The sequence below is a fragment of the Streptococcus sp. 2022WUSS037 genome, from assembly GCF_044427225.1.
In the GTDB taxonomy this organism is placed as follows: domain Bacteria; phylum Bacillota; class Bacilli; order Lactobacillales; family Streptococcaceae; genus Streptococcus.
The window spans coordinates 47,313-67,153 of record NZ_JAOTGJ010000010.1 but is presented as its reverse complement, the minus strand read 5'-3'; the positions used below and the strand labels follow the sequence as shown (position 1 = coordinate 67,153).

At 42.2% G+C, this 19,841-nt stretch carries 14 protein-coding genes; 9 read left to right on the top strand and 5 right to left on the bottom strand.

The window, feature by feature from the left end; translation table 11 throughout:
• Positions 1 to 127: 127 nt before the first annotated feature.
• Both ODU55_RS05680 and ODU55_RS05675 read right to left on the bottom strand, forming a co-directional pair.
• On the bottom strand, positions 128 to 784 hold the full coding sequence (locus ODU55_RS05680; protein ID WP_398582202.1) for a DUF1129 domain-containing protein: 657 nt from the start codon (positions 782 to 784) through the stop codon (positions 128 to 130).
• Positions 785 to 799: 15 nt separating this feature from the next.
• Positions 800 to 1,744: a magnesium transporter CorA family protein gene (locus ODU55_RS05675; RefSeq protein WP_398582201.1), complete on the bottom strand. Its 945-nt coding sequence runs from the start codon at positions 1,742 to 1,744 to the stop codon at positions 800 to 802.
• A 473-nt stretch (positions 1,745 to 2,217) separates the two neighbouring features.
• Between ODU55_RS05675 and uvrA the strand changes: the two genes are divergently transcribed.
• The 5 genes from uvrA to nusB all read left to right on the top strand — a co-directional run bounded on the left by uvrA (position 2,218) and on the right by nusB (position 7,652).
• On the top strand, positions 2,218 to 5,043 hold the full coding sequence (gene uvrA, locus ODU55_RS05670) for an excinuclease ABC subunit UvrA (RefSeq protein WP_398582200.1): 2,826 nt from the start codon (positions 2,218 to 2,220) through the stop codon (positions 5,041 to 5,043).
• A gap of 97 nt (positions 5,044 to 5,140) precedes the next feature.
• Positions 5,141 to 6,202: a M24 family metallopeptidase gene (locus tag ODU55_RS05665; protein ID WP_398582199.1), complete on the top strand. Its 1,062-nt coding sequence runs from the start codon at positions 5,141 to 5,143 to the stop codon at positions 6,200 to 6,202.
• Between the two features lie 63 nt (positions 6,203 to 6,265).
• Positions 6,266 to 6,823: an elongation factor P gene (efp, locus tag ODU55_RS05660; RefSeq protein WP_002942436.1), complete on the top strand. Its 558-nt coding sequence runs from the start codon at positions 6,266 to 6,268 to the stop codon at positions 6,821 to 6,823.
• 27 nt (positions 6,824 to 6,850) lie between these two features.
• Positions 6,851 to 7,243 (top strand): Asp23/Gls24 family envelope stress response protein, encoded by a 393-nt coding sequence (locus ODU55_RS05655; RefSeq protein WP_002942446.1) that lies wholly within the window; start codon positions 6,851 to 6,853, stop codon positions 7,241 to 7,243.
• Entirely contained in the window at positions 7,233 to 7,652 is a 420-nt protein-coding gene (gene nusB, locus ODU55_RS05650; protein ID WP_002938276.1) for a transcription antitermination factor NusB, read from the top strand. Before ODU55_RS05655 ends, nusB begins: the two co-directional genes overlap by 11 nt.
• 79 nt (positions 7,653 to 7,731) lie before the next feature.
• On the opposite strand, the gene ODU55_RS05645 is transcribed toward nusB, so the two are convergent.
• Positions 7,732 to 8,697: a LacI family DNA-binding transcriptional regulator gene (locus ODU55_RS05645; RefSeq protein WP_398582198.1), complete on the bottom strand. Its 966-nt coding sequence runs from the start codon at positions 8,695 to 8,697 to the stop codon at positions 7,732 to 7,734.
• Complete coding sequence (locus tag ODU55_RS05640) at positions 8,678 to 10,132, bottom strand: sucrose-6-phosphate hydrolase (RefSeq protein WP_398582197.1); 1,455 nt, start codon at positions 10,130 to 10,132, stop codon at positions 8,678 to 8,680. Before ODU55_RS05640 ends, ODU55_RS05645 begins: the two co-directional genes overlap by 20 nt.
• 206 nt (positions 10,133 to 10,338) lie before the next feature.
• On the opposite strand from ODU55_RS05640, the gene ODU55_RS05635 reads away from it, so the two are divergent.
• Positions 10,339 to 12,228, top strand: coding sequence for a sucrose-specific PTS transporter subunit IIBC (locus ODU55_RS05635; RefSeq protein WP_398582196.1), 1,890 nt, complete (start codon positions 10,339 to 10,341; stop codon positions 12,226 to 12,228).
• Positions 12,229 to 12,424: 196 nt separating this feature from the next.
• Positions 12,425 to 13,306, top strand: coding sequence for a fructokinase ScrK (gene scrK, locus ODU55_RS05630; protein WP_313681145.1), 882 nt, complete (start codon positions 12,425 to 12,427; stop codon positions 13,304 to 13,306).
• A 41-nt stretch (positions 13,307 to 13,347) separates the two neighbouring features.
• Here scrK and ODU55_RS05625 read toward each other — a convergent pair whose 3' ends face one another.
• Positions 13,348 to 16,578 (bottom strand): ZmpA/ZmpB/ZmpC family metallo-endopeptidase, encoded by a 3,231-nt coding sequence (locus ODU55_RS05625; protein ID WP_398582195.1) that lies wholly within the window; start codon positions 16,576 to 16,578, stop codon positions 13,348 to 13,350.
• Between the two features lie 63 nt (positions 16,579 to 16,641).
• On the opposite strand from ODU55_RS05625, the gene ODU55_RS05620 reads away from it, so the two are divergent.
• Both ODU55_RS05620 and secA read left to right on the top strand, forming a co-directional pair.
• Positions 16,642 to 16,905, top strand: a complete 264-nt coding sequence (locus ODU55_RS05620) for a hypothetical protein (protein ID WP_277947780.1) — start codon at positions 16,642 to 16,644, stop codon at positions 16,903 to 16,905.
• Between the two features lie 312 nt (positions 16,906 to 17,217).
• Entirely contained in the window at positions 17,218 to 19,743 is a 2,526-nt protein-coding gene (secA, locus tag ODU55_RS05615) for a preprotein translocase subunit SecA (protein ID WP_398582194.1), read from the top strand.
• Positions 19,744 to 19,841 lie beyond the last annotated feature (98 nt).

Below are 19,841 nucleotides of genomic sequence, written 5' to 3'. Positions count from 1 at the left end.
AAATAGGTCACAGGTTTCCTTTTTTGTGTGTCCTGATTGGACATAGGCAATAACGCGTTTTCTAAAATCAATTCCGTAAGTCATAAGTCTATTTTATCATACATCAAATAAAAACTAAACAACTATATTATTGAACTGGGGACATGGCATTGCGAATGTTATATTTCTTTTTCAAGAGATAGCGTGCACCGAAAGCTGCTGCTCCGATAAGAATTGTAACAAGTGGTGGTAGAACTGGGTTTAGAGCTGTTGGAATCAATGCTGCCAAGAGAAAAACAAGTGACCATGCCAACGTAGCAAGTCCAAGAAAAGCGATAGCTTTCAGCAATTTAGGACGTTGCCCAGTTTTAATTTGTTCTCTGTAAACAAAGTGATACATAAAGTACATACCAGCGCCGACACCAAAACCAATTACCAATAGAGTGAACAAGCCGTATTGGGCACCTTGTCCCAATAAGTTCATCAATCCATTGATACCTGCAATAATAGCAAGCATGAAGAGGCTGGAATCGAGCCACATCAACCATGGATTTTCATTGTATTCCACTTGGTCTTTCTTTTCCTGTTCAGAAATTGTCTTACTAGCAGCCCACTCACTTGGTGCTCCATAGAGATTGCGGGCAGTCACGCCAGTTTTTTGCTTTTCAATGATAGTTGGTAAAATTTCTTCCAAGAGTTCTTTGATTTCGCTATCAGACTTTCCATCTTTAATCAGTTGGTTGGTCGCAATATGGATAAATTCTTGGTTCTTTTTTGTTAATCCGTTGATTTCTGTAAATGACATGTTAATCTCCTTAGGTTAAAACCATCTCTTACGGATGAAGTAGAAGGTGAGTGATAGGCTGATTGCAAATGCGAAGAGGATAATCCACCAAAAAGCATAGGGAATATCGTTAAAAGGAATGATGTTGTCCTTAAAGTTCATACCGTATGCGGAGAAGACCATGGTTGGGATAGAGAGAACGATTGTCACTAATGCCAAGGTTTTCATGATGGTATTCTGGTTGTTAGAAATGATAGAAGCAAAGGCATGGGTCATAGAGTTCAGGATGGAACCATAGATGTCTGCCATCTCAATGGCCTGTTGGGTTTCAACCAGGGTGTCTTCCAACAAATCTTCGTCTTCTTCGTATTTTCGTAATAGGCGAGAAGAAGAAGCCAGTTTCTTGACCAACCGCTCGTTGGTTTTCAGGGAAGCCTTGAAGTAGACGATGGTTTTTTCCAATTCCATGAGGACAATCAATTCTTCGTTTCGAGTAGCCTCATGGAGTTGCTTCTCAATCTCTTCGCTCTTTCTGTCAATGGTCCGTAGGGCTGACAAGTAGAGCTGAGCATTGCGGTAGAGAATTTGGAAAACGAAACGAGACTTCATGAAAGTGAAGAAATTCCGTAGACGACGATGGATAAACTGCTCAAACAGTGGCAATGATTCCAAACAAGTCGTGATAATCGCATCATCTGTTAGAATAATTCCCAAAGGAATAGTAATATAATATGTCTTGTTGTTTCGTTCTTCAAGAATTGGGACGTCGACCAGGATGAGCGTATAGTCATCTTCGACAGTGATACGAGAGGATTCTTCCGCATCGAGCGGTGCTCGCAGGTCAGCGATGTCAATCTTATAGTGTTCAGCCACTTCCATGGACTCGCTCTGGGAGGGGTTGACCAAATTAATCCAAGCCCCTGGTTCAAAGGTTTGAATTTCTTCTAAATCAGTCATGGTTGATAGAAAAATTTGTTTCATATCTTTGCCCTCCTTTTATCTTTGTTGCGTTAACGCAACCTCTATTATACCAAAAAATGTGCAGTTTCGGAAAGGTTTTATATAGAAATGTGGTATAATATGTAGACATTTAAGCGAATAAGTTGTACGGACTTTTCCTTGTTCCGTATACCATAGCTTATAGCCTCTTAAGAAAGGATTTGAACGCGTGCTAAAGCGTCGAGTTTTATACGGTTTCTTGACGTGAGATTTTCAAAACGATATTTTTTGAAAATCGAGCTAATACAAGATATAGGAATTGCCCATAGGCAGTTTCGTCTGGTGACGCGGAGTTAATCGACCGTTACCAGTTATCTTGTGAACGCACTTATATTAGAAAGGAATTGAACACGGGCTAAATGCAGTGTCAAAAAGATAAACTTCCTTGTGTCTTTCAGACACATCGTCAGTTTCCTATTTTGACTGTGCATTTGACGCCCTTTGTATCTTAAACTATGCAAGAAAATATTGTGATTCATGGGGCGCGTGCCCATAATTTAAAAAATATTGATGTGACCATTCCGCGTGAGAAGCTGGTGGTGGTGACTGGTTTGTCGGGGTCTGGTAAGTCGAGTTTGGCTTTCGATACTCTGTATGCCGAAGGCCAACGCCGCTATGTAGAGTCTTTGTCTGCCTATGCTCGTCAGTTCTTGGGCAACATGGACAAGCCAGATGTGGATTCCATAGAGGGTCTCAGCCCTGCTATTTCCATCGACCAAAAAACGACGTCGCGGAATCCGCGTTCGACGGTTGGAACGGCGACGGAAATCAATGATTATCTCCGTCTGCTCTATGCGCGAGTTGGGGTACCTTACTGTATCAATGGCCATGGTGCCATTGCGGCTTCATCAGTAGAACAAATCGTTGATGAGGTCTTGGAATTGCCAGAACGCCAGCGTTTGCAGATCCTAGCTCCGATTGTTCGTAAGAAAAAGGGGCAACACAAGACTATTTTTGAGAAAGTGCAGAAGGACGGCTATGTTCGGGTACGGGTCAATGGTGATGTCTATGATGTGTCGGAAGTGCCGGAGTTGTCCAAGAGCAAGGCTCATAATATTGAAGTCGTTGTCGATCGGATTGTCATCAAAGAGGGTATTCGTTCGCGGCTTTTTGACTCCATTGAGGCGGCCCTGCGGATTGCGGACGGCTATGTCATCATCGACACCATGGACGAGAAGGAAATGCTTTTCTCTGAGTACTATGCCTGCCCAGTATGTGGCTTTACAGTGCCTGAGTTGGAGCCTCGTCTTTTCTCTTTCAATGCGCCTTTTGGGTCTTGTAGCGATTGTGACGGTTTGGGGATGAAGCTGGAAGTGGATACGGATTTGATTGTCCCAGATGCCAGTAAGACCTTGCGTGACGGGGCTTTGGCTCCGTGGAATCCTATTTCTTCTAACTACTATCCTCAGATGTTGGAGCAAGCTATGAACCACTTTGGCGTGGATATGGACAAGCCTTTTGAGGAATTGACGGAAGAGGAGAAGAACCTGATTTTCAACGGTTCTGACGGTAAAGAATTCCATTTCCATTATGAAAATGAGTTCGGTGGGGTGCGTGATATTGACATTCCGTTTGAAGGCTTGATTACCAACATTAACCGTCGCTACCGTGAAACCAATAGTGATTACACGCGGACGGTCATGAAGACTTATATGAATGAATTGACCTGTGGGACCTGCCACGGCTATCGCCTCAATGACCAAGCCCTTTCTGTTAAAGTTGGTGGCGAGCAGGGACTTCATATCGGGCAGTTGTCTGACTTGTCCGTGGCGGATCATCTGGAAGTCATTGAAAATCTGACCTTGTCTGAAAATGAAGCTACCATTGCTACGCCTATTGTCAAGGAAATCAAGGATCGCCTGACCTTCCTCAACAACGTTGGTCTTAACTACCTGACGCTGTCCCGAGCAGCTGGGACCTTATCAGGTGGTGAGAGTCAGCGAATCCGTTTGGCGACTCAGATTGGCTCTAACCTGTCTGGTGTCCTTTACATCTTGGATGAGCCGTCGATTGGTTTGCACCAGCGGGACAATGACCGCCTGATTGCCAGTCTGAAAAAGATGCGTGATTTGGGCAATACCTTGATTGTGGTAGAACACGATGAGGACACCATGCGGGAGGCGGACTGGTTGATTGACATCGGTCCAGGTGCGGGTGTCTTTGGTGGAGAAATCGTGGCTTCTGGAACACCTGCCCAAGTCGCCAAAAACAAGAAATCCATTACAGGCCAGTACCTGTCTGGCAAACGAGAAATTCCAGTTCCTCTAGAACGCCGTGTTGGAAATGGTCGTTTCCTGGAGGTAACAGGTGCCAAGGAAAACAACCTGCAAGATGTGACAGTCCGTTTCCCCCTTGGAAAATTTGTGGCAGTGACAGGGGTGTCTGGCTCTGGTAAGTCAACTCTGGTCAACTCCATTTTGAAAAAAGCCATTGCTCAGAAGCTCAATCGCAATTCGGACAAGCCAGGCAAGTTCAAGTCCATTTCAGGAATTGAACATTTGGACCGCCTGATTGACATAGACCAAAGCCCGATCGGACGGACACCACGTTCCAACCCAGCCACCTACACAGGTGTCTTTGACGATATTCGTGACCTCTTTGCCCAGACCAATGAAGCCAAAATCCGTGGCTACAAGAAGGGGCGATTCTCCTTTAACGTCAAAGGTGGTCGTTGCGAAGCCTGCTCTGGTGACGGGATTATCAAGATTGAAATGCACTTCCTGCCAGATGTATTTGTCCCATGTGAAGTCTGTCATGGCCACCGCTACAATTCTGAAACCTTGGAAGTACACTACAAGGAGAAAAATATCGCTCAGGTCCTTGATATGACGGTCAATGATGCGGTCGAGTTCTTCAAGCATATTCCAAAAATCGAACGCAAGCTCCGCACCATCCAAGATGTGGGATTGGGCTATGTGACATTGGGACAACCTGCGACAACCCTGTCGGGAGGCGAGGCCCAGCGGATGAAATTGGCTTCTGAACTCCACAAGCGGTCAACTGGCAAGTCCCTCTATATCTTGGACGAGCCAACGACAGGCCTGCACACCGAGGACATTGCCCAGTTGCTCAAGGTCTTGGCCCGCTTTGTCGATGACGGTAACACTGTCCTTGTCATTGAGCATAATCTGGATGTCATCAAGACGGCTGACCATATTATCGATATGGGACCAGAAGGCGGTGTCGGTGGCGGTACCGTTGTCGCGACAGGAACGCCAGAAGAAGTGGCTCAAAATCCAGCCAGCTTTACAGGCCAATATCTGAAAATGAAGTTGAAATAAAAAGTCGCCTCTGCGGCTTTTTTCTCTATCTGCTAGAAAGAATTGGTATTTGTCTGTATTTCTGCTATAATAGTTACAAAATCTTTGGAGGTGTAGGATGCAAAAAAGACTTGAAAAATTCGAAGCAAAATTAGCTCAATCAACTGTTGATGGAATCTTGGTGACTGGTCAAAACAATATTTACTACCTAACTGGTTTTTGGGGAACAGAGGCGACTGTCTTCATCAGTGGCAAGCGTCGCTTGTTTGTGACTGATTCGCGTTATACTTTGATAGCTAAGGCATCAGTAAAAGGTTTTGATATTATTGAGAGCCGTTTTGCCCTTGAAGAAATTGCAAAGGTGATTAAGGAAGATGGACTTGAAACCATTGGTTTTGATAGCGAGGTGACCTATGGTTTCTATCAAAGTCTGACCAGCATTTTTGAGGGTTATCAACTAGTTGCTATGTCAAACTTTATCGAAGACTTGCGCATGATTAAGGATGAGAAAGAAATTGCGACCATTCGCCGTGCATGTCAAATTTCGGACCAGGCTTTTATTGATGTTCTTGACTTTATCAAACCAGGTCAGACGACTGAGATGGACGTCAATCATTTCCTTGACCACCGCATGCGTCAACTCGGTGCAGAAGGGGCATCATTTGAGTTCATCGTGGCATCTGGCTACCGCTCTGCTATGCCTCATGGAAGAGCGTCTGGAAAGGTTATCCAAACTGGTGAGACCTTGACGCTGGATTTTGGTTGCTATTACCAGCATTATGTCAGCGATATGACACGGACCATCCATATCGGTCATGTGACAGATCAAGAGCGTGAGATTTACGATGTGGTCTTGCGTGCCAATAAGGCTTTAATTGAGCAGGCCAAAGAAGGCGTCACCTACCGCGAGTTTGATGCTATTCCTCGTGAGATTATCAATGCGGCGGGTTATGGAGCCAACTTTACACACGGCATCGGTCACGGTATCGGCTTGGATATTCATGAATATCCGTATTTTGGAAAATCTGACGAGACTATCAAGGCAGGTATGGTCTTGACGGATGAGCCGGGAATTTATTTGGATGACAAATACGGTGTCCGTATCGAAGATGACTTATTGATTACGGAAAACGGTTGTGAAGTCTTGACATTAGCTCCCAAGGAATTGATTGTCATTTGAGAAATTTGACAGTTTGTGGTAGAATAAAACGAATAAATAAAATTTGAAGAGGTATTCAATACAATGATTGAAGCAAGTAAACTTAGAGCAGGTATGACCTTCGAAGCTGAAGGTAAATTGATTAAAGTTTTGGATGCAAGCCACCACAAACCAGGTAAGGGGAACACCATCATGCGTATGAAATTGCGTGATGTACGTACAGGTTCAACCTTCGATACAACTTACCGTCCAGATGAAAAATTTGAACAAGCTATTATCGAAACAGTTCCAGCACAGTACCTTTACCAAATGGATGACACAGCTTATTTCATGAATACTGAGACTTACGATCAGTATGAAATTCCAGTAGCGACCATCAAAGAAGAATTGCTCTATATCTTGGAGAATTCCGATGTGAAGATCCAGTTCTACGGAACAGAAGTGATCGGTGTTACTGTACCAACAACTGTTGAATTGGTCGTTGCAGAAACACAACCATCTATCAAAGGTGCGACTGTTACAGGTTCAGGTAAACCAGCTACGATGGAAACAGGTCTTGTCGTCAACGTACCAGACTTTATCGAAGCAGGTCAAAAACTCGTTATCAACACAGCAGAAGGAACTTACGTATCACGTGCTTAATCGTTTCCTCTTAAGAAAGGAGAGCCTATGACAACAGAATATCAAGGCGAGATTGTTATCGCACCTCGCGTCCTTGAAGTAATTACAGGCATTGCTGCAGCGAAAGTTGATGGAGTACATTCCCTTCAAAATAAGCGTGTAGCAGACAGTTGGTCAAAAACATCGTTAAATAAAGGTGTTTATCTTGAAACTGACGAGGAAGGTCGAGTGACTGCGGATATTTACGTCTATCTAGAATATGGTGTAAATGTTCCTGCCGTATCAATGGACATCCAGCGTGCAGTCAAGACAGCAGTTTACAACTATGCAGAAGTTCAAGTGGCTGCGGTTAATATCCATGTCAGCGGCATTGTTCCTGATAAAACACCAAAACCAGCATTGAAAGATTTATTCGGAGAGGATTTCCTTGATGAAGAATAACAGACATGCCCTGCGTAAGTGTGCTTTGCAGGCAATCGTATCACTTGAATTTGGTCAAGAACCTGTTCAGGCAGCTCAGTTTTCTTATCTTTATGATAGAGAGGAAGAGCAAGAAGGAGTTGAAATTCCGCTCTTTCTCCTTAACCTTGTCAATGGTGTAGCAGACTATCGTGATGACTTGGATAAGGAGTTATCTAGCCGATTAAAAGCAGGATGGACCTTAGACCGTTTAACCTTGATTGACAAGAATATCATGCGACTAGGCCTATTTGAAATCTTACATTTCGAAGAAACGCCAGACCGTGTTGCTGTTAACGAGGCTATTGAATTGGCTAAAGAATTTTCTGATGAATCTTCAGCTAAGTTTGTCAATGGAGTTTTGAGCCAGTTTATTAAAGAAGAAGCCTGATGAGCTTCTTTTTTACTTGAGAAATAAGAGAATGTATCACAAAAAAGCTGTACCTAATTTTTATTAGGCACAGCTTTTTTTATATACTAGCTCCTGCTAGTAGGCTAATCGGCAGGATATAGTCTGTTTTTGTCAGTTTTTTTCCTTCGATTTTATCAACTAATAGTTCAACCAGCAGGCGAGCTATTTCGGTTAATGGTTGCTTGATGGTTGTCAGTTGAGGATAGTAGTTTTCGATGAAACTTGTTCCATCATAACCAATCAATTTAATATCTTCTGGAATAGACAGATTCAATGAACGAATGACGTTCCATACCAGCATAGCCGTTGCATCGCCAGATACAAAGATACCATCTGGTTTTTGTTTTTCAAGAATGGCTCGGATTTCCATCTCCTTGCGCACAGGTGAGAAATCACTGGAGATATGAAAAACTTCGGCTTTGTTCAAAATAGATGTGAAACCTACTTGGCGAAGGCCGGTAGGTGAATTGGAATCATCGTTTCCAGTAATCATTAATGGATTGTGACATCCCGCTTTTTGTAAGGTTTGGGCAGCTAATACCCCGCCAGCAAAATTATCGGAAGAGACAATGGGAATGGAAGGAGAGAGGTTGCGGTCAAAAGCGATAATTGGAGCTACGACACGGTCGTAGTCTTGGATACCGAGATTGTGACTGCCCGAGATAATCCCATCTACTTGGTTAGCTGCTAACATTTCCAGATACTCACGTTCCTTATCGGACTCGTGCTGGCTATTGCAAATAATGGTTTTATAGCCTCGATCAAAAAGCTCTTTTTCTAAATGGCTAATCAATTCAGAATAAAAAATATTGTTTATTGTTGGGAAGATGAGACCAACTAATTTTGCGGATTTACCTTGTAAACTACGAGCTAAATTATTAGGTTTGTAGCCTAGTTCACGCATAGCCTCTTCGACATTGCGAATGGTTTTTTCAGATAGGTATCCTTTTTTATTGATAACGCGCGAGACAGTTGTTGGGCTGACCCCAGCTAACTGTGCGACATCAGTTAGTTTTGCGACCATAATCTAAATGGTAGTAGGTTCCGGTCGGATTACCAGTCGTAATGACGATACCAGACTGATCCGCATCAGGGAAGACACGACCAGAAAATACTTTCTCTCCTTTATTGATAAAGATTTCAAAGACAGATTTGTCGATGAAGATATTGGCTGTAAGAGCTCCTGGAGAAATCTCGCAAGAGCGACTTGTACCGAAATCGAGTGCGAATGGCTGACCACAGTTGCCACGGTCTAATGTAATCCGGCCTTGTTCAGTGTCTACAGACAAGACCAAGCCTTTTTCTTCTTCATTTGCGAACAATACGATTTCATGCTTCGTGCCCGCTGAAAAATCAAGTTCCAATTCGTAAACATTATTAGTTTCTTTTTGGGCTGAAAATGGCTGAGCTTCTTTACGAAGACTGGTAATAGCATCGACTGGATATTGGTAGAGTTTACCGTCCTTGATGGTTAATTCTTTAACCAATGACAGACAGCCTTGGTAGTCATAAGCATCGGTTGGGTATTCCACATCTGGAAGAGCCAACCAGCTAACAGATAGAGTTCGACCGTCTGGTGCATTAAAGGCCTGGGTTGCATAGCACTCAAAACCATAGTCCAGATTGATCAATTCGCTCGGTTCGACAATGCTTGCTGTTTCAGGATTGAAACTCTGACCAATCTTATACATATTTGGATAGATATTGCCATAGTCCAATACCTCTTTGTCCAAGCCTTGTGGACAGTAGAGAAGGATGGGTTGCTCACCAACGAACGCAATATTTGGGCATTCCATCATATAAGCGGTCATATCATTGGCAAAATCTAGGTCACCAACATAGGACCAGTTGAGGTAGTCGTTATTTTCAGCTTTATAAAGTTTGACAATTCCCTTTTTCTCCAGATTTTGTCCACCGACGATAGCGTAATATTGCCCTTTATAGTTGAAAATTTGTGGATCACGGAAATGGTCGGTGGTATCTTCTGGTTGCTCAATCAAGACTTTATCAATCTTTTCAATCTTACCATCTTTATCCATCAAGGCACCGATTTGGTATGGATGGCGAACCCAATTTTCATCGCGGACATTTCCAGTATAGAAGAGGAAGAGCTTGTCGCCAAATTCCATGGCAGAGCCAGAGTAGGCACCGTGGCTATCAAGTGGTGTATCTGGGTACATAACCGTACCAGTTTCTTCAAAATGGACCAGATCCGTTGATTCAGTATGTACCCATGATTTTAGGCCGTGTGCTGCACCAAAAGGAAAGTATTGATAAAACAAGGTCCATTTTCCATTGAAATAAGAGAACCCATTGGGATCGTTCAAGAGTCCATGCGGTGTTTCGATATGGAAGTTGGTCCTCCAAGGTGAACTCTCTGTATTCTTCTTTATTTTTTCAATATATTCGGGTGTCCAGTCAGCATAAGCCCTGTAACGCTCCTCTGTTGTAAATGCCATAATTTTCTCCAAATTTTCTAGTTTTTCATTAATATAGTAAACGTTTTCTTGTAAAAAATCAAGTTTTAACAATGTTTTTAAGAAATTCAAAGAAAAATGTGATAAACGTTTGACATATTTTATAAAAGTGATATAATAAAACCATCGAAAGTTTGAAAACACTTTCAAAAAAAATAAAAAATATTTAATAAGGAGATTTTTGCAAGATGAATAATACAGAAATTGCAAAAAAAGTCATTGACGCCCTTGGTGGACGTGAGAACGTACGCAGTGTTGCCCACTGTGCGACTCGCCTTCGTGTCATGGTTGTTGATGAAGGAAAAATCGACAAGGATACAGTCGAAGACATCGAAAAAGTACAAGGTGCTTTCTTCAACTCTGGTCAATACCAAATCATCTTTGGTACTGGTACAGTAAACAAAATTTACGATGAAGTCGTTGCACTTGGTTTGCCAACAGCAACAACTGGTGAGCAAAAAGCGGAAGCAGCGAAACAAGGTAATGCTTTCCAACGTGCAATCCGTACATTCGGTGACGTATTCGTTCCAATCATTCCTGCTATCGTAGCAACTGGTCTCTTCATGGGTCTTCGCGGTCTTCTTGGAGCTCTTGGTTATACTCTTCCAGAAGATTTGAACGTTTACTCACAAATCTTGACAGATACAGCATTCATCGTATTGCCAGCCTTGGTAGTATGGTCAACCTTCCGTGTATTCGGTGGTAACCAAACAATCGGTATCGTTCTTGGTATGATGCTCATTGCGGGTCAGTTGCCAAACGCTTGGGTTGTAGCATCAGGTGGCGATGTGAAACCAACTATCTTCTTCGGTTTCATCCCAGTTGTTGGTTTGCAAGGTTCAGTATTGCCAGCCTTCATCATCGGTTTGATTGGTGCTAAATTTGAAAAGGCTGTCCGCAAGGTTGTTCCAGAAGTTCTTGACCTCTTGGTAACGCCATTCGTGACCTTGTTTGTAATGTCTATTCTTGGCTTGTTTGTCATTGGTCCAGTCTTCCACGTAGTTGAAAACTACATCTTGGCTGGTACACAAGCTATCTTGAACTTGCCAATGGGTCTTGGTGGTCTCCTTATCGGTGGTGTTCACCAAGTCATCGTGGTATCAGGTGTTCACCATATCTTCAACTTCTTGGAAGCTCAATTGGTCGCAAACACTGGTGCTAACCCATTCAACGCTATCATCACTGCAGCTATGACAGCACAAGGTGCTGCTACAGTAGCGGTTGGTGTGAAAACTAAAAATCCTAAATTGAAAGCTCTTGCTTTCCCAGCAGCTCTTTCTGCCTTCCTCGGTATTACTGAGCCAGCTATCTTCGGTGTTAACTTGCGTTTCCGCAAACCATTCCTTCTTTCATTGGTTGCTGGTGCCATCGGTGGTGCTGTAGCATCTCTTCTTGGTCTTGCAGGTACAGGTATGGGTGTTACTATCATCCCAGGTTTGACACTTTACGCAGGTAATGGTCAAATTCTTCCATACATCCTTATGGTTGCTGTATCATTTGCTCTTGGTTTCGCTTTGACTTACCTCTTCGGTTATGAAGATGAGGAGAAAGACGTAAAAAAGTCTAGTGCTTCTGCACAAGAAACAGCTGAAACGCTTGAAGAAGCAGAAACAGGACTTGTAGCTGAAGAAACTCTTGTATCTCCACTATCAGGTGATGTTGTTGCTCTTGAAAATGTAAATGACCCGGTCTTCTCATCAGGAGCTATGGGTAAAGGTTTGGCAGTTAAGCCAACTGAAGGTGTTGTTTACGCACCAGCAGATGCAGAAGTAACTATTGCTTTTGAAACAGGTCACGCTTATGGCTTGAAAACAGCTTCAGGAGCTGAAATCTTGATCCACATCGGTATTGATACTGTATCAATGAACGGTAACGGATTTGAGAAACAGGTTGCAGCTGGCGATAAGGTAAAAGCAGGTACACCACTTGCTAAATTCGATGCAGCGAAGATTGCAGAAGCTGGTCTTGATGATACAACAATGATCATCGTAACCAACACTGCTGACTTTGCAGAAGTATCACCGCTTGCTGAAGGTACAATTGCTCATGGTGCGGATTTCTTGAAAGTTGCTAAATAATTCTAGCCCCCCTCTTTGCTTTCATTACTTCGTTAACTCGCTTTGGCGTACTTCAGTACAGCCTTCAGCTCGTTGCCTAGTACTGAAAGTAAGATGAGAGCCTAGAAGTAAAAATATTTAGAAAAAGGCGGTAAGCCTTTTTCTTCTGTTATTATCTATGGTATAATAGAACAGATAAAAAATGGGAGACATTCACATGACAAAACTTTACGGAAGCTTGGAAGCTGGTGGTACAAAATTTGTTTGTGCTGTTGGTGATGAGAATTTCCAAGTAATTGAAAAAACACAATTTCCAACGACAACACCTTATGAGACCATTGAACGTACAGTAGAATTCTTCAAACGTTATGAAGACCGTTTGGCAGGTATCGCCATTGGTTCATTCGGTCCAATTGATATTGACCAAAACTCACAAACATATGGCTATATTACATCAACTCCTAAGCCACATTGGTCAAATATTGATTTACTTGGTCTGATTGCTAAGGAATTTAACATTCCATTCTACTTCACGACAGATGTGAATTCATCAGCTTTTGGTGAAACATTGGTTCGTAAAGGGGTAAAGAGCTTAGTTTACTATACAATCGGTACAGGTATTGGTGCAGGTGCTATTCAGAATGGTGAGTTTATCGGTGGCTTGGGTCATACCGAAGCGGGTCATACTTACGTTGCCCTACACCCTTACGATGTAAAACATGAATTTAAAGGGATGTGTCCGTTCCACAATGGGTGTTTGGAAGGCTTAGCTGCAGGTCCTTCTCTTGAAGGCCGTACAGGTATTCGTGGTGAATTGATCGAGTTAAATTCAGACGTTTGGGATGTTCAGGCATATTACATTGCTCAAGCGGCTGTTCAAGCGACTCTTCTATATCGTCCACAAGTCATTGTATTTGGTGGAGGAGTTATGGCTCAAGAGCACATGCTTAATCGTGTACGTGAGAAGTTTGTCGGTTTGATGAACGATTATCTCCCAACACCAGATGTCAAAGAATATATCGTAACGCCAGCTGTTGCTGAAAATGGTTCTGCAACTCTTGGAAACTTTGCTTTGGCAAAACAGGTATCAGAAAAGTAATATAAAAAGTTAGGGACTAGAAATAATCCCTAACTTTTTTCTTATTCTGTAAAAATACTAGTTCTATAATCATCGGTAAGTTTTAGAAAGGCATCGTGTAACAATCCTTTTAATTCAGAAACTTTCGTATTTTCTGTTGTAAAATTACCTGCAGCAATATCGGCTAGGACAGCTTGATCCATCAATTCTTGCAATTGCTCATAGTTGGCTACCGTGAGCTCCTGCCCATCATAGTTGATGGTAACAGGTTTTAGGAAAGCAAGTTTTTGGACGCGTTCTTGGTACATCGCTTTCTTGAAAGTCTTATAATCGCCATTGTATTCAGGGAGAATATTGGTAAAGATGAGTGAATCAGGAACGACATCGCTATCTGCTTGTTTGTATTGGTTAGACATGTAAGGTACCATGCCATTTTCATATCCTTTTTCAGCTAGAAGTTCAAATGCTGTACGTCGAAAAGAAAGATCACCAGGAACACGCTCGGTTGTTGCGGTAGCCCAGATAGGAGCAAAGAGACTTAGTTTGTGATAGCCGTTGTTCATCACCTCTTCAGGATTATCAGGGTCTCGCTCAATACGATTTGCAGATTCACGACGGACGGTCACATCATTATCAACAAGGTCATCAATAGTTTTTAGCTCGATGCTATTCCATTCTTCATCTGTGAAATCCCGTTTAAGGTTTACTCCGTAAGGTCCATACTCTTCCGCACCTGTGATGAGTTTTTCTTTCGTTTCTAACTTGTGAAACCATTGGCGTTGAGTGTCTTTATCCTGTTTTAAAATAGCTGTACCTTCAGCGTATTCTAATGTGTAGATGAGATCGAATAAGCCCTGCATATATTGTTGTAAATCTGTTGAGTTTTGGAAGCGCTCAGGACTAATATTGTGGTAGCGAGTGCCAGTATAACCTGAATAATCAGATAGAGAATTAAAGCCGATGATTGGATAATCAACGCGGTCTGGTGCTTGTAACATTCCTTCAGGAAATGCTTCAAGTTGCATACCAGCTCTTCGGTTATGACCGAGTAAGAATTTATCATAATCAAATGCGTGAACCATCTCGTGCGTGAGTGTTACGGCGCCATCTGTTCCGAGTAATGGGGTGATGACAAAGCTGACTTCCTGTCTCCAAGCATAAGCACCGGCCCAAGTGAGTTCAGGAAGGAAGTAGGTTCCAGAAGGACCGAAAACCTCTTGAATGGCAGCTGTTGTCTCAGCGCTAGCATCATTTTGCATTTTCTCAACAAATTCAGGAGTGAGCTTGCCTGTATCGGAATACCAAACACCTTTCCAAGCGTAAGAAGAGGCGTCGTAGGCGTAATTGCCGTGTCCTCCCCATACTGGCTGGAAGTAGAGTAAGGTATGCTTATGATAATCAGGCAGGATACGGTACCACATGTCGTAATGAGCACGATACAACTCGGCATCTGCTAGGATTTGATCTTTTATTTTGGAGAGTTCGGCCTGATAGACTTCGGGATTGCTTAGTTTTAAAGATTGATCAATGTAACGATCGTAGGAACTAAAGATGAGATTTGATAGATTTGAAATGATGTAAACATTGTCCTCGCTCGTTGTTAATAGCGGAAGCAACATATTTGGATAGGTATCGCGGATACGAGGCGTAATCACTTCTTCAGGGATTTGAGGATTTTTTAATCGCTCATAGACATTTAGTCTGCTGTTGTCTTCATCGCTAAGAACGGTAGATTTAGTCTCTACGATAAAGGCATCTGTCGTCTGTTTGAACCAATCGTTATCAGACATTTCAGGTAAAAAGATTTCTCGATAGGCTTCAAGGAAATCAGTCAGGGATGCCTTGTCTGTGACAGATGCAAAGTTCTCTGCATAGGAAAAATAACTTTTTTGCGGACTGTAACTCTGGTAGTCATTTTGTCCAAAAGTTATGAGAGCATCTAGTGAATCCGCTTCTCCTCCGAAGAAATCCGTATGGAACATTGTTAATTCCTTGCTATTAATTTCTCCGTAATCAATATCGTACCATCTATCGAGGTAGGCTAAACTGAGTAAGATAATTTCTTTATTCTCTTCGATGGTACGAATGGTTTGTGTGACTGATTCTGGATCATCTAGTTTAACAGACTCATCATTTATTAACGCTTTTTTTAGATAGTCACGAATATTTGTCTTAACTTTGTTAAATGGTTCTTCTAGATAGAGACGGTCCATTTGCTGCTCTTGATTTTCTGTAATGGAGAGAGCGGTATACATATTTTCAGAACGAAATTCAACCGCTTGTAGGCTTGGAACTACCTTGTCTAGAATGTCAGAGTAGTCTTGTAATGTTTGGAGAGGTGAATAAGTAACTCCCCAATCCGCTACTTGGTAGTAAGCACGTTTATCTTTGTTTTCTGTATATTGGAGTGGGAAAAATAAGGTGCTGCCATCTTCAAAGTGAGCTAGGAGTGTATTGATATTTTCCTCTCTTCCCTGTATGTCAGAAATAATGGTTTTGTCGGCCATGGGGACAAGGCTGACCATTTTACTACTGGCCAATTTGTGGTCTGCGTCAATATTGTTGGCAGCCTTTTTTAGTTGCTGGTTGTCGCTTGTTGGATCTAATTTTTTTAGATTGAAGAGCAAGGTTTCATTATTTATAGCACTATCGGTACTATCTTGCTGCTGAGATGATGCAGTTGTGGAAGAGCTCTCTTTATTCTCGGTAGATTGCGGACCTATATCCTTGTCAGTGACATAGCCTACATACTGATACTGCTTTATGTTACTTGGATCAGGAAGTTGGTCTCCGACTTTGAGCTGATGAACCTGATTGTAGCCTGCAAGTAAATTGCTTTCTAGAGCCTGGATACTCTGGATAGGTAGAATAGAACCAGTGGCTGTCAGAAGAAGGATGGATGAAACAATCCTTTTCTTTTTGCCTTTTCCAGCCAAACTTATTCCTAGAACTAGAATAAGTCCCCCTCCAATCGTTAATAGATTGATCCCAGTCTCCCCTGTAGCCGGAAGAATCCCAAATATTTTTTTAGGTTCGGTCTTGTAGATGAGATAGATTGTCTGATTCTCCGTAGCTGTTTCTTTGGAAGGTGAGACAGTTTTCAGCTTAGATAAGACAGAATCCTTCTCTGAACTTGTTAGTTCATCTTGTGCAATATAGTGATATTGAACAGATACCGTCGATGCATCATTTGCGTAAACTATAGGAGGCTGGCTTCCCCATAGGCTACTCACTATGGCTACTGTAGTACTAGATATGGCTAGTTGTTTAAGAGCGATTTTCTTGGTATACATTTCCCTCTCCTTTTTACATATTTACTTGTACAATCAGATTATACTACTTGTAAGAAGAAAAAAATGCCAAATCGTTCACATTTTTGGGGCAATAGTGCATATTTTTTTAAAATTTTAAATGGTATATTTTTACTAGAGATAGAGGCTGGTATCCTGGAATTTATTTTAGTAATTGGTGTCTTAATCATGTTCTTTTTGGGAGTGGGAAAGAACTCAGCCATTCATAGAAGAGTTCGTTTTCCCACCCCCGCACAGCTCAAACTGTCTGGGAGACAGTTTGAGGTTGGAGATAAAGCGAACTTTGTTCGCAACAGTCGTAATGGTTAGATTTGGAGTGTAAAACACGAATTGCTGAGATTTGCTTTGCAAATCTTATCTCCAACCTTTAACAGTCCAGTGGACTGTTAAAGTCAATCAACCACTGCGCTGAGATGTTGACACTAACTTTGAGAAGCGGTGCTGGGCTTTTTGCCCAGCCTCGTGTAGAAATTTTTCCAGATTTGTTTGTTTTATTGTGTTTTTATTGTGTTTATTGTGTTTTTATCTAAGAATACTGTGTATCCTAAGGGCAAACCTTGAAAATTGACTGGTTTTCTGCTACAATATATTATTGACTAAAACTGAAATAGGATGAATGATATGGTAACAAATGCACTTCGTTCTCTCATTGAAAATGATAAGGGAGAGCTAAGAAAACTTGAGAAAATGGCAGATAAGGTCTTCTCGTATGCCGATGAAATGGAAGCGCTGACTGATGAACAGTTGCAAGCTAAGACAGCAGAATTTAAGGAGCGATACAATAACGGCGAATCCCTCGACGATCTTTTGTACGAAGCATATGCGGTAGTCCGTGAAGGAGCTCGACGCGTATTGGGGCTCTATCCCTACAAGGTTCAGGTTATGGGAGGAATCGTTCTTCACAACGGTGACGTTCCAGAAATGCGTACAGGTGAAGGTAAGACTCTGACTGCAACGATGCCTGTTTATTTGAATGCCTTGTCTGGTCAAGGTGTTCACGTAGTGACGGTTAACGAGTATCTTTCTACTCGTGATGCGACTGAAATGGGTGAATTGTACTCATGGCTCGGTCTTTCAGTTGGTATCAACTTAGCTGCTAAATCACCCTTGGAAAAACGTGAGGCCTATAACTGCGATATTACTTATTCGACCAACTCAGAGATTGGTTTTGACTACCTCCGAGACAATATGGTTGTGCGTGCAGAAGACATGGTTCAACGTCCTCTCAATTACGCCTTGGTCGATGAAGTTGACTCAATCTTGATTGACGAAGCTCGTACGCCGTTGATTGTATCTGGTGCACAAGGTTCTGAAACAAACCAGTTGTATTTCTTGGCAGATAATCTTGTTAAATCTTTGACAACAGAAGATTACATCATTGACATTCCATCTAAAACGATTGGTCTGTCTGATTCAGGTATTGACAAAGCAGAGAAATTCTTCAAGTTAGATAACCTCTACGATATTGAAAATGTAGCCATTACCCATTTCTTGGATAATGCACTTCGTGCCAACTACATCATGACCTATGATATTGACTATCTGGTCAATGAAGACCAAGAGGTCATGATTATCGATCCATTTACAGGTCGTACGATGGAAGGTCGTCGTTATTCTGATGGACTTCACCAAGCCATCGAAGCTAAGGAAGGTGTACCGGTTCAAAACGAGTCTAAGACAAGTGCCTCTATTACCTACCAAAACCTTTTCCGTATGTATAAAAAATTATCAGGGATGACGGGTACTGGTAAAACAGAAGAGGAAGAATTCCGTGAAATCTACAACATCCGTGTTGTACCAATCCCAACTAACCGCCCAATCGCGCGTGTTGACCACGAAGATTTACTCTATCCAAGTCTAGAATACAAATTCAATGCCGTTATTGCGGATGTGAAGAGACGCTATGAGAAAGGGCAACCTGTCTTGGTCGGTACAGTTGCGGTTGAAACTTCTGATTTGATTTCTCAAAAATTGGTAGCTGCAGGTGTCCCTCACGAAGTATTGAATGCTAAAAACCACTATCGTGAAGCGCAGATTATTATGAATGCTGGTCAGCGTGGTGCGGTCACTATTGCGACCAACATGGCGGGACGCGGTACCGATATTAAGTTAGGTCCAGGTGTACGTGAACTTGGTGGACTATGTGTTATTGGTACTGAGCGCCACGAAAGTCGTCGTATTGATAACCAGCTTCGTGGACGTTCAGGTCGTCAAGGTGACCCAGGTGAATCACAATTCTATCTATCTCTCGAAGATGACTTGATGAAACGCTTTGGTTCAGAACGCATCAAAGTATTTATGGAGCGTATGAATCTAACAGAAGAAGAGTCTGTTATCAAGTCTAAAATGTTGACACGTCAAGTTGAATCTGCTCAGAAGCGTGTGGAAGGGAACAACTACGACTCACGTAAACAAGTCCTTCAATATGACGATGTGATGCGTGAGCAACGTGAAATCATCTATCGCCAACGCCAGGATGTTATTACTGCTGACCGTGATTTGGCTCCTGAAATCAAAGCGATGATGAAACGGACGATTGAACGCCAAGTTGCTGGTCACTTCCTTGGTTCGAAAGATGAAGCTATTGATGGAATTATCAAATTTGCGCATGCAAATCTCGTTGACGATGATACCTTGAGTAAAGCTACTTTTGAAGCAATGAATCAGAAAGAGATTGTCGAAGAGCTCTATGAACGTGCTTTGAGAGTCTATGATTCGCAAGTGAAAAAATTACGCGATGAAGAACGTGTACGCGAATTCCAGAAAGTTCTTATCCTTCGTGTTGTGGATAACAAATGGACAGACCATATTGATGCCTTGGATCAATTGCGCAATGCAGTCAGTCTTCGTGGATACGCTCAAAACAATCCAATCGTTGAATATCAATCAGAAGCATTTACTATGTTCAACGATATGATTGGGGCTATCGAGTTTGAAGTAACCCGCTTGATGATGAAGGCGCAAATTCATGACAATATTGAGCGTGAGCGTACAAGTCAAGAAGCACATACGACAGCTGTTAAGAATATTATGCCGAACCAATCGCATGCAATTCAGGAGAATGTATCTTTTGAAGGTGTTGATCGTAATGATCCATGCCCATGCCAGTCTGGTAAGAAATTTAAAAATTGTCACGGCCGTAAATAGGAATGACGCGTGGACTGGACGGCTGTCCAGTCCTTTTGCAATTTTTAGACAAGTCACTAGAGTCAGTTCGTTTATTTTGATAAATGAAATGACTATGC